The sequence below is a fragment of the Streptomyces sp. NBC_00414 genome, from assembly GCF_036038375.1.
In the GTDB taxonomy this organism is placed as follows: Bacteria; Actinomycetota; Actinomycetes; order Streptomycetales; family Streptomycetaceae; genus Streptomyces.
Genome location: NZ_CP107935.1, coordinates 9,722,483 through 9,734,136, shown reverse-complemented (window position 1 = coordinate 9,734,136; position 11,654 = coordinate 9,722,483). Strand labels below are relative to the sequence as shown.

General features: G+C 69.9%; 9 protein-coding genes. 7 read left to right on the top strand and 2 right to left on the bottom strand.

Annotation, left to right across the window (positions count from 1 at the left end):
* Positions 1-196 precede the first annotated feature (196 nt).
* The 5 genes from OHS59_RS41690 (at position 197) to OHS59_RS41670 (ending at position 6,004) form a co-directional block, all read left to right on the top strand.
* Positions 197-1,210 carry a LacI family DNA-binding transcriptional regulator gene (locus OHS59_RS41690; RefSeq protein WP_328498527.1) on the top strand — a complete coding sequence of 338 codons (1,014 nt, stop codon included), beginning with the start codon at positions 197-199 and terminating at the stop codon, positions 1,208-1,210.
* A 164-nt stretch (positions 1,211-1,374) separates the two neighbouring features.
* Complete coding sequence (locus OHS59_RS41685) at positions 1,375-2,466, top strand: ABC transporter substrate-binding protein (protein ID WP_328498526.1); 1,092 nt, start codon at positions 1,375-1,377, stop codon at positions 2,464-2,466.
* Between the two features lies 1 nt (position 2,467).
* Entirely contained in the window at positions 2,468-4,021 is a 1,554-nt protein-coding gene (locus OHS59_RS41680; RefSeq protein WP_328498525.1) for a sugar ABC transporter ATP-binding protein, read from the top strand.
* The gene (locus OHS59_RS41675) at positions 4,014-4,976 is read left to right on the top strand and encodes an ABC transporter permease (protein WP_328498524.1); all 963 of its coding nucleotides are present in this window, start codon (positions 4,014-4,016) and stop codon (positions 4,974-4,976) included. Before OHS59_RS41680 ends, OHS59_RS41675 begins: the two co-directional genes overlap by 8 nt.
* Before the next feature lie 23 nt (positions 4,977-4,999).
* Entirely contained in the window at positions 5,000-6,004 is a 1,005-nt protein-coding gene (locus OHS59_RS41670) for an ABC transporter permease (RefSeq protein ID WP_328499566.1), read from the top strand.
* On the opposite strand, the gene OHS59_RS41665 is transcribed toward OHS59_RS41670, so the two are convergent.
* The gene (locus OHS59_RS41665) at positions 5,934-6,596 is read right to left on the bottom strand and encodes a hypothetical protein (RefSeq protein WP_328498523.1); all 663 of its coding nucleotides are present in this window, start codon (positions 6,594-6,596) and stop codon (positions 5,934-5,936) included. The two genes, OHS59_RS41670 and OHS59_RS41665, sit on opposite strands and share 71 nt — an antisense overlap.
* Before the next feature lie 312 nt (positions 6,597-6,908).
* Between OHS59_RS41665 and OHS59_RS41660 the strand changes: the two genes are divergently transcribed.
* Positions 6,909-7,997, top strand: coding sequence for a glutamate--cysteine ligase 2 (locus OHS59_RS41660; protein ID WP_328498522.1), 1,089 nt, complete (start codon positions 6,909-6,911; stop codon positions 7,995-7,997).
* A gap of 285 nt (positions 7,998-8,282) precedes the next feature.
* Here OHS59_RS41660 and OHS59_RS41655 read toward each other — a convergent pair whose 3' ends face one another.
* Positions 8,283-10,097, bottom strand: a complete 1,815-nt coding sequence (locus OHS59_RS41655) for an ABC transporter ATP-binding protein (RefSeq protein ID WP_328498521.1) — start codon at positions 10,095-10,097, stop codon at positions 8,283-8,285.
* 294 nt (positions 10,098-10,391) lie between these two features.
* Between OHS59_RS41655 and OHS59_RS41650 the strand changes: the two genes are divergently transcribed.
* The gene (locus tag OHS59_RS41650) at positions 10,392-11,591 is read left to right on the top strand and encodes an FAD-dependent oxidoreductase (protein WP_328498520.1); all 1,200 of its coding nucleotides are present in this window, start codon (positions 10,392-10,394) and stop codon (positions 11,589-11,591) included.
* Positions 11,592-11,654: the final 63 nt, after the last annotated feature.

The following is an 11,654-nucleotide window of genomic DNA, read 5'->3' as shown; positions in this document are numbered from 1 at the left end:
CGCCTGGCACGCCTCCGGGCGGACGACGGGACTGTGCGGACACGGCCTAGGGTGAGGAAGGGTGGCGGCTCGGAGCTTCAGTCTGTACAACGTTGGAAGCAGAGGCAGTTGGCATGAGAGCACGGGCTCCCGCCCGCTGTCCAGGTTCGTGACACAGCTCCGGTCGCGGAGTTCCCGTCGATGCCGAGGAGATCCCTTGCGGGTCAGCCTGAAGGACGTGGCCGAACGGGCCGGCGTCTCGATCAAGACCGTTTCCAACGTCGTGAACAACTATCCGCACATCACTCCGGCGATGCGCACCAGAGTCCAGGAGGCGATCGACGAGCTCGGCTACCGGCCGAACCTCACCGCACGGCATTTGCGCAAAGGCCGTACCGGCATCATCGCGCTGGCCGTTCCCGAGCTCGGCAACCCCTATTTCGCCGAGCTCGCGGGCGCGGTGATCGACGCCGCCGCCGAGCACGAGTTCACCGTCCTGCTCGATCACACGCGGGGCGAGCGCCAGCAGGAACTGCTGGTCAGCCAGGGTTTCCGGGCCCGGGTGATCGACGGGCTGATCCTCAGTCCGCTGGAGCTCGAGGCCGAGGATCTGCAGGGCCGGGCGGACGACGTGCCCCTGGTGCTGCTCGGTGAGCGCGAGTACGGTCTGCCCTTCGACCACATCGCGATCGACAACGTCGCCGCCGCCCGGGCGGCGGTGCGCCACCTGCTCGACCGCGGCCGGACCCGGATCGCCTACCTCGGTGTCCGGACTGACTCCGCGAACCGGCCCGCCCATCTGCGGCTCGACGGCTGGCGCGCGGAACTGGCGGCGGCGGGCCTGACGCCCGACGAGGATCTGATCGTGCCCGTCGGCGGCTGGGACCGGGACGACGGCGCCCGGGCCATGGCCGAGCTGCTGGACGCGGGCCACCGGCCCGACGCGGTCTTCGCGTTCAACGACCTCATCGCGATCGGCGCCATGCGGGTGCTGCACGAGCGAGGGCTCAGGGTGCCGTGGGACATCGCCGTGGTGGGCTTCGACGACATCGCGGAGAGCCGTTTCGGAGCCGTCTCGCTGACCACCATCGCACCGGACAAACAGGCGATCGCCCGCCTCGCGGTGGCCTCGCTGCTGCGCAGTCTTTCGGGCCGCCAGGACCCCGGCGGACGTGAACTCACAGCGGAGTTCCAGCTGGTGGAGCGGGAGAGCACCCTCGGACGACGCTGACGGCGGGCCGAACGAATTGGTCGAGATATCGGACGGAGGGGTTTACACGACCTCTCCAACGATGTAAAAACCTCCCCTGAACGCCGTGCACGCCGTATCGACCGTCAAGTGCCGAACTACCCGGGAGCGCTCTCAGCTCCAGGGCCGCGCCGTTTGGGGACCTCATGAAGCCGCTCGCATCGTCTCGCCGCACCACCGCACGCGCCATTCTCGCCACCGGCCTCCTCACGAGCCTGGCACTGACCGGATGCACCAAGTCCGAGGACTCCTCCGACGACAAGGCCACCGAGCAGCAGGCCGACGCCGGCCAGGAGGTCGCCTCCCCGAGCGCCGGCTCGGGGCCCGCCTGCACCCTGGACACGTTCGGGGGCGAGAAGCTCGACCTCAAGAACGCCACGGTCGGCTTCTCGCAGTCCGAGAAGGAGGCCAACCCCTTCCGGATCGCCGAGACCGCCTCGATCGAGGCGGAGGCGAAGAAGCGCGGCATCAAGCTCCTCACCGCCAACGCCCAGTCGCAGTTCTCCAAGCAGATCAGCGACGTCCAGGACCTCATCGCCAAGGGCGCCGACGTGCTGGTGATCGCCCCGCTCAACTCGGACGGCTGGGAGCCGGTGCTGAAGACGGCGGCGGCCAAGCACATCCCGATCGTCACGGTCGACCGCAAGATCAACGCCGAGGCGTGCAAGGACTATGTGAGCTTCATCGGCTCCGACTTCGTGGAGCAGGGCAAGCGGGCCGCCGACCAGATGATCGAGGCGACCGGCGGGAAGGGCGAGATCGCCATCCTGCTCGGCGCGGCGGGCAACAACGTCACCACGGAACGCACCAAGGGCTTCGTGGACCAGATCAAGGCCGAGGCGCCCGGCCTCAAGGTGGTGTTCCAGCAGACCGGTGAGTTCGCCCGCGAGAAGGGCCAGTCGGTCACCGAGAACCTCATCCAGTCCAAGCCCGGGATCAAGGGCATCTACGCCGAGAACGACGAGATGGGCCTCGGCGCCGTCAACGCCCTCAAGGGCGCGGGCAAGAAGCCCGGCGCCGTCAAGATCGTCACGATCGACGGCACGCGCAACGCCGTCCAGGGCATCGTGGACGGCTGGATCAGCGGGGTCGTCGAGTCCAACCCGCGCTTCGGGCCGCTCGCCTTCCAGACCCTCGACAGCTTCACCAAGGGCGAGGAAGTCGCGCAGGACATCGTCATCAAGGACAGCGCGTACACCGAGTCCAACGCCAAGTCGGACATCGCCAAGGCCTACTGAGATGCTCTCCGTCACCGGCGTGTCCAAGCTCTTCCCCGGCGTGAAGGCGTTGTCCGACGTGGACTTCACCGCCCGCGCCGGGGAGGTGCACGCCCTCGTCGGCGAGAACGGCGCGGGCAAGTCGACCCTGATCAAAGTACTCACCGGTGTCTACCAGCCGGACGCCGGTGAGGTCGTCCACGACGGCACGCCGGTCCGCTTCACGACACCTCTGCAGGCCCAGCAGGCAGGCATCTCCACCATCTACCAGGAGGTCAACCTCGTCCCGCTGATGAGCGTGGCGCGCAATCTCCTCCTCGGCCGCGAACCGCGCGGCCGGCTCGGCCTGATCGACTTCCGGCGTATGCACCGGGAGGCGGACGAGGCGCTGCGGGGCCTCGGCATCCGGGTCGACGTGAGCCGGCCGCTGCGCGAACTCGGCGTCGGCGCCCAGCAGATGGTGGCCCTCGCGCGCGCCGTCGCCATCGACGCCCGGGTCGTCATCATGGACGAGCCCACCTCCTCGCTCGAACCGCGTGAGGTGCGCACTCTGTTCGACGTGATCGGCATGCTCCGCGAGCGCGGCATCGCCGTGGTCTACGTGAGCCACCGCATGGACGAGCTGTACGAGATCTGCGACGCCGTCACCGTGCTGCGTGACGGCCGGGTGGTGCACACCGGACGGCTCGCCGACCTGGACCGGCTGCGCCTGGTCTCGCTGATGCTGGGCCGGGAGATCGGCGAGGTCCGCAGCGAGGGCCTGACCAAGTTCACCGGCTCCCACCAGGCCTCGGCCGAACCGGTGCTGCAGGCCGACGGATTGACGGTCCGTCACCAGTTGCACGACGTCTCACTGGCCATCCGTCCGGGCGAGGTGGTGGGTCTGGGCGGGCTCCTCGGCTCGGGCCGCAGTGAGACCGCGCGGGCCATCGCGGGAGCGCTGCCGACCGACTCGGGCCGGGTATCGGTGGGCGGTTTGCCCGTGCGCACCGGCTCCACACCGGCCGCGATCCGGGCCGGCATCAGCCTGCTGCCGGAGGACCGCAAGGCCGAGGGCATCTCGCCCGGCCTCTCGGTACGGGAGAACATCGCGCTCGCCGCCCTTCCCGGGCTCTCCCGCTTCGGTCTGGTGGACAACGCCCGGGTCGACAAGGTCGTCGACACGTTCGTGAAGCGGCTGCGCATCAAGTCCGCGGGCCCGCACCAGAAGGTCGGCGAGCTGTCCGGCGGCAACCAGCAGAAGGTGCTGCTGGCCCGCTGGCTCGCCATGCACCCGAAGGTGCTGCTCCTCGACGAGCCCACCCGGGGCATCGACGTGGGCGCCAAGGCGGAGGTCCAGTCCCTCATCGACGAACTCGCCGAGGAGGGACTCGCCGTGCTGCTGATCTCCTCCGACACCGAGGAACTGATCGAGGGCAGCGACCGGATCATCGTCCTCAAGGACGGGGTGGTGGTCGACGAACTGACCGGCGACGCCGTCACCGAGGACGCGCTGATGCGAGCCATCGCAGCGGCACCCACAGAAAGCCCAGAACCCGCGGAACCCGCGAAACAGGCCGGGAGCGCCCATGACTGACCTGACGCTCACACGCGGACAGGTGGACCGCGAGCGGCTGCTGCGCCTGCTCCAGGAGTACGGCGTCTACGGCGGTGTCGTCGTACTGCTCGTCTTCAATTTCGTCTTCACCTCCAACTTCGTCTCGGCGGAGAACTTCCGCACCCAGGCCGTGCAGGTCGCGCCGGTGCTCATCGTCGCGCTCGGCATGGCGCTGGCGATCGGCACCGAGGGCGTCGATCTGTCGGTGGGCTCGGTGATGGCCCTGTCCACCTCGCTGCTGTCCCTGTACCTCGGCTACGGCCCGTGGATGGCCATGCTCATGGCGGTGGTGGGCGGCATCGTGATCGGTCTGGCGAACGGGTCGCTGGTCGCCTTCCTGGGCGTCCAGCCGATCGTCGCCACCCTCGCCCTCATGGTCGCCGGACGCGGGATCGCCCTGGTGCTGCTCCCGCAGCTGGAGGACGTACGCGATCCGAGCATGGCGTCGCTCGGCTCCGGCGACGTGCTGGGCATCCCGTATCTCGTCCTCATCGCCGCGGCGCTGGCGCTGCTGGTGGCCTTCGTGGTGCGCCGCACCACCTTCGGTCGTCAGCTGCTCGCCGTCGGCGACAGCAGGCCGGCGGCCCGGCTTGCGGGGCTGCCCGTGCGCCGGGTCCTCATCGTGGTGTACGCGTGCTCCGGCGCGCTGGCCGCGGTGGCGGGCATCCTCGCCACCGCCCGGCTGACGGCCAGCGATCCCACCTCGCTGGGCAACCTCATGGAACTGTCGGCGATCACGGCGGTGGTCGTCGGCGGCACGCCCCTGTCCGGCGGCCGGGTACGCATCGGCGGCACGGTCGCCGGTGCGGTCCTGATCCAGCTGCTGACCACCACGCTCGTCAAGCACGACCTGCAACCGTCGTGGACGCAGATGGCCCAGGCCGTGGTGATCATCGCCGCCGTCTACGCGGCCCGTGAACGGGGAAAGCGATGACCATCAAGACCACAGAGGCCGAGATGCGACCGGCCGCCGTCCAGCAGGACACCGACAGGACCGACGCCCCCACCCGTGCCGAGCGCTTCAGTGCCCTCGCGCAGCAGCACGGCGCCCTGGTCACCCTGCTGGTGGCCATGGTGGCGGCGTCGCTGAGCTTCGACACCTTCCTGACCGGCGACAACCTTGAGAACATGGCGCTGTCCTCGGCCTTCCTCGCGGTGGTCGCGCTGGGCATGACGTTCGTCATCGTCACCGGCGGGATCGACCTGTCGGTCGGCTCGCTGTTCGCACTCGGCGGCGTGCTGGCGGCCTGGGGCTCGCAGTACGGCACGGCGGTGGCCCTCCTGCTCCCGCTCGCGGTGTGCGGGCTGATCGGAGTGGTCAACGGCCTGCTCATCGCCCGGTCGGGACTGGCCCCGTTCATCGTCACCCTCGCCGCCATGCTCGGGGCGCGCGGCATCCTGCTGGCGATCACCGACGAGGGCTCGCGGACGTATCTCGTCGACAAGGACTCGTTCTTCGCGACGCTCGGGCAGGGCTCGCTGCTCGGCATCGGCGTACCGATCTGGATCACGGTGGCCCTGTTCGTACTGGGCGCGGTCGTCCTGCGGCTCACCCGATTCGGGCAGTACGTGTACGCGGTCGGCGGCAACGAGGACGCGGCGGCCCTGATGGGTGCCCCCGTGGCCCGTACGAAGATCGCCGTGTACGCGCTGTCCGGGCTGTGCGCCGGCCTCGCGGGCGCGCTCAACGCGGCCTGGCTGGTGTCGGGCGTGACGATCCTCGGGTCGGGCATGGAGCTGGAGGCCATCTCGGCCGTCGTCATCGGCGGCACCCTGCTCTCCGGCGGCTTCGGCTTCGTCAGCGGTTCGCTGGTCGGTGTGCTGCTGCTGAAGGTGATCCAGAACGTCATCAACCAGATCGGCTCCCTGGACTCCGCGTACCAGCAGGTGGTCAGCGGTGCCTTCCTCGCCGTGGTCGTGGTGGCCCAGACATGGCTGGGCCGTAGACGACGGGTGCTGTGACCGGCCTTGCCCGGGCGGCGTCGCTGCCGCCCGGGCAAGGCCGGTCACGCGTCCGGGTGCTTCCTGGCTGCCACTCGGTGGTCTCGGTGGTGAGGCAGGCCCGTTCGACCGTCTGGACCAGTCTGTCGCCCGCAGGGTCCGTCAGCGTGGCCCGCAGGGAGACGGAGCCCGCCTCCGCGGGGCGGGTCAGCGACAGGTGCGTACCGTGGACGGCCTTGGCGGACCGCCAGGTCGTCCCTTCGTCGTACGAGACCTCGAAGGCGAGCTTCGCGGGCCGCTGTCCGGCTGCCGCGCCTCGGCCGGAGGTGCCGTCGGCGCTGCCCGCCCCGCTGTCCGCCGTGACGGCGGCGCTCACCTCGCCACCCGCCGGGACGGTGAGCCGCTCGGGCGACACGGAGAACATGTCCTCGGCGGCGGGCTTGCCGTCCACCGAGTACGCGCCGACGGACGGGCCGAGGGTGACCGGCTCCGTACCGAGGTCGCGGTACGGCAGTCGCCCGGTCGCCGGCCGGTCGTCGTGCGGCCACTGGTGCGTGCCGAAGTCGAGCGGCCCCTGCTCGGTGACGACGCTCTGGTCCAGCGCCCGGCCCACCGTCGGTACGGCCGGTGCCGTGCTGGAAGGAGCTGTACGAGCCCGGCTTCGCGGAGCCGGTGAGCAGGGCCTTGATTCGCTCGCCGGTCCGGTCGGGGTGCTGCTGGGCGAGGAGGCCGGCGGCGCGGCCGGGGCGACAGAGTGTCCGTCCGCCGTTCCAGGGCATTCGGAATCCGGGAGGACAAGCGCCGCGAGGTTGAGAAGGCCGCTCGGCCGGATCATGGGAGCGGTTCACGGAGGAGTGGCCTGCCTCCGCCTTCCCGGCATTTCCTCGTCGTCGCCCCTGACGACCTTTCTGAGAGGCTTCATCACGTGCGTACCGTGGGAGTGGAAGAAGAACTTCTCCTGGTCGATCCCGATACCGGGGAACCCCAGGCTCTGTCCGCCGCGGTACTCGCTCGCGCCGCCCGGGACGATCCGTCGGAGGAGACGTTCGAGAAGGAGCTGCACAACCAGCAGCTCGAATTCGCCACCCATCCGCAGGCGGACATGAAGGAACTCGGCGCGGAGATCGTCCGGTGCCGGAAGGAGGCGGCGCGCGTCGCGGGGGACATCGGGGCCACTGTCGTCGCTCTCGCCACTTCCCCACTGCCGGTCATGCCGTCGGTCAGTACGAACTCCCGTTACCAGTGGATGGTCGAGGAGTTCGGTCTGCCGGCCCAGGAGCAGCTCGTCTGCGGCTGCCACATCCATGTCTCGGTCGAGTCCGACGAAGAGGGTGCCGCGGTCCTCGACCGCATACGCCCCTGGATGTCCGTGCTGACGGCGCTCAGCACCAATTCCCCGTTCTGGCAGGGCAAGGACAGCCTCTACAGCAGTTACCGGAGCCGGGTGTGGATGCGCTGGCCGATGGCCGGCCCCACGGAACTCTTCGGTTCGGCGGACGCCTACCACCGGCGGGTCGACGACATGGTGGCCACCAAGGTGCTGAAGGACAGGGGCATGGTCTACTACGACGCGCGGATCGCCGAGCGGTACCCCACTGTGGAGATCCGCGTGTCGGACGTCTGCCTGGAGGCGAGCACCGCCACCCTCCTCGCCACCCTCACCCGAGGGCTCGTGGAGACGGCGGCGCGCGAGTGGCGTGCGGGAACCGCCCCGTCGGCACACCCCGTGGAGCTGCTGCGCCTGGCCGCCTGGCGGGCCGCCCGGTCCGGTCTTGAGGAGGAACTGCTGCACCCCGTGTCCATGACGCCGGCACCGGCGGAGAACGTGGTGCGCGCGCTGCTGGACCATGTCGGCCCCGCCCTGGACGACAGCGGAGACACCGCACTCGTACACACGTCCGCGGCGGAACTGCTGCGCGACGGCAACGGCGCGCGGGTGCAGCGTCAGGTCCTGGAACGGACGGGAAGCCTGAGCGACGTGGTCACGGAGTGCGTGCGACGCACCCAGACCTGAGCATCGACGGGGCGCGGGCGGACCCACCGGGCGCCTGCCGCTCGCGGGGCCTGGGCCGTGCTCGCGGCCTGCCCCGGGCGGCAAGGCGGACCGGTCCGCCTTGCCGCCCGCCGCGTCGAAAAGGTGTGGCTGATCGTTGTGATCGGTCCTACGATCACGGCCAAGGGCGGGGTCGTAGCACAGAGGTAGTGCGCCGCGACATCATCTCGGAGGACGCCGGTTCGAATCCGGTCGCCCCGCCCCCCTTTCCATTTCGGCGCACGCCGGGCCCGATGCACAGCCACGTCAGTGCACGGCCGCCCGGGTGGGGCCGTCGTCGAGGAAGCCGCCGGACTGGTGCTGCCAGAGCTTGGCGTAGGCGCCCTCCGACGCGAGCAGTTCCTGGTGTGTGCCCTGCTCGACGATCCGTCCCCGGTCGAGGACGACGAGCCGGTCCATGGTGGCGACCGTGCTGAGCCGGTGTGCCACCACCAGCGCCGTCCGTCCCTCCATGAGCCGCCACAGCGCCTCCTGGACGAGAACCTCGCTCTCGGAGTCCAGCGCGCTGGTGGCCTCGTCGAGCAGCAGGATCGGCGCGTCACGCAGGACCGCCCTGGCGAGCGCGACCCGCTGACGCTGTCCGCCCGACAGCTTCACACCGCGCTCGCCCACCATGGTGTCGAAGCCGTCGGGCAACCCGTCGGCGAACTCCGTGACGTGCGCGATCTCGGCCGCGCGCCGGATCTCCCGGTCGGTGGCGTTTGGCCGGGCGAAGGCGATGTTGTCCCGCAGCGTGCGGTGGAACATCGCCGGGTCCTGCGGCACATAGGCGATGAGGCTGCGCAGCTCGGCCTGGCGCAGCCTGCTGATGTCCTGTCCGCCGATCAGGATCCGGCCGGCGTCGAGGTCCGTCATCCTCAGCAGCAGCCGGCTGAGCGTGGTCTTGCCTCCGCCGGAGCGGCCGACGAGACCGATCTTCGTCCCACTGGGCACCGCCAGTTCGAGCCCTTCGAAGAGGGGTCCCGCTCCCGCGTGGGCGAAGGTCACGTCCTCGAAGTGGACGTCGGCGGCCTTGGACAGCAGCGGCTCCGGCGGCACCCGGTCCAGCACGGTCGGCGGCATCAGCAGCAGTTCGGTGAACTGCCCGGCCTCGGTCATCGAGCTCTCCAGACGGCGGTACACCTGGTTGAACTCGAACATGATGCGGGTCGCGTTCGAGTAGTACGTGAAGGCCACCACGACCGCCTCCACTCCGTGCCCACTGCCGGCGAGCGCGACCGCGAGCAGCAGACCCAGGGCGTTGGTGAGTACGGACAGGGGTGCGACCAGTGTGTCGATCCGCAGGTTGCCGTAGTCCCACGCCCGCAGTGTGAGCCGCCGTGACTCGGCGACGCGGGACCGGTGCTCGGCGGCCTCGCGTTCCTCGGCCGCGAACGCCCGGACCGTGTCCATGTTCATCAGGCTGTCGGCGACATGCCCCGACACCCGGGCGATGGCCTCCTCACGGCTGTCGACCAGTGCTTGGCGGCGGCGGATGAGAGGCACCACGGACAGCGCGGTCAGCGTGAGCATCGTCAACAGGCCGACGACGAGCAGCGGTTCATACCGCCAGAGGATCACCGACCCGAACGCGAGTGGCACCACACGGCCCACGACCTGGAACGTCAGCGTGTCGACGAACTCCTCGAAGCGGGAGGCGAAGCTCAGCACCCGCTTGGTCAGCGAGCCGGCGAAGTTGTCGTGGAAGAAGGCCGCGTCCTTGGCGAACAACTCGTCCATGCCGATCACGTACAGGTTCTCGATACCGCGGGCGGCGAGCCGGTTCAGGCAGTGCAGGCCCAGGCGCCACAGCGCCTCCCCGAGCAACAGGACGCCGGCGAAGCAGAGGACGTGAGGGAGCGCCGCCGATACGCTGATGCCGCCTTCGTCGGCGATCCGGGCGACGAGTTTCGCGACGACGAGCGGCGCGATGTAGTTGATGCCGATGTTGCCCATCGCCGGCAGCAACAGGGCGGGCACCGAGAAGAGCCGTAACCGGGCCATCTCCCGTCCGTAGTGACGAAGCGCCAGCAACACCGCACCCTTGCGCGGCTGAATTCCTCGTGTCTCAGGCGATCCCATCCCACTCCCGAGTAGTCGTACGGCAGCCCGTCGCCCGCTTCTCCGGGGAGTTGCCCATGCCTCACACCGACATGTGGGTACGGGTGGGCCGGAACCGGAATTGTCCCGCGCGGACCGCTGATGAGTCCAAGCCTTTTCCTACCCGTACACCCATACGCATGTGCGAAGTCGAGGGCCGAACTCCCCTTGCGTCAACGGCGTGCCACAGCCCTCACGCCTCGCACGAGGCACAGGTGGAAGTGCGGGCATACAGTGCGACCGAGGGTCCGTACACATACGAGTGGGGGATACGACGTGGTGCACACATTGGTCATCGGCGGTGGGATCGCCGGCACGGCTGCCGCGCTCGCCCTGCACAAGGCAGGTTCGGACGTCACCGTGTACGAGGCGCATCCCGACTCGGCCGAGGACATCGGCGCGTTCCTCACGCTCGCGAGCAACGGCATGCGTGCTCTCGCCCAGATCGACGCCTCCGCCGCGGTCACGGCGGTCGGCTTCCCGCTGCGCTCGATGCGTGTCCTCGACGACACGGGTGCCGCGGTGGCCCATGTGCCGATCGGTGAGGCCGACGACCCGCTCCTTCGGTACCGATGCCTGCATCGGGGCGAACTCGCCACCGCTCTGCAGGCGGAGGCCGCCCGCCGGGGCATCGACATCCGGCACGGAGCACGTCTCGCGTCCGTCCAGGACACCCCGGACGCGGTCACCGCACACTTCACCGACGGCAGCACCGCGACCGGTGACCTGCTCGTCGGGGCGGACGGACTCAACTCCGTCGTACGGCACGGACTCGCCCCTGCCGTAGAGCCCCGTTACGCGGGACAGCGCGTCTTCTACGGCTACACCGACGACCCGCTCCTGGCCGAGGAGAACGCCGGGGAGAGCGAGCGCATCACGATGGTGCGGGGCAGCTCGACCGCCTTCGGCTACGCGGTGTCGCCCGACGGGGAGACGTACTGGTTCGCGCGCGTGGCCGGTGAGCCGCTGACCGCCGACGAGCTCGACCACGGCAGCCCCGACCGCTGGCGCGAGCTGCTTCTGCCGCTGCTGCGCAAGGACACCACTCCTGCCGCGGGGGTCGTCGCGGCCACCACCGACCGTCTCATGGTCACCAACGCCACGGAGATTCCCACCGGCACGCCCTGGCGCTCCCGCCGCGTCCTGACGATCGGTGACGCGGCCCACGCGGCTTCCCCAGCGACCGGACAGGGGGCCTCGATGGCGCTGGAGGACGCCGTCGTCCTCGCGAAGGCCCTGCGCGACGCACCCGGCACCGCGGCGGCGCTCTCCCTCTACGAGTCACTCCGCCGTCCGCGCGTCGAGGAGAACGTCACCGTCAGCGGGAACATCTCCCGCGGTGCTCCCCCATCGCCCCGTCCCGGCCAGGGAGCCCCGGCGTCCCGCCCGGGCGACGACGACCTCGTCCGGCACCTGGAGTGGCACACCGACCTGTGGACCGCGTCACCAACGGCACCGGATCGGCACGCGCGTTGACACCTGGCTGCACAGCCGAGGAGGCACGCACCAGGAACAGCCCGTTCCACACGTGCGTACTAT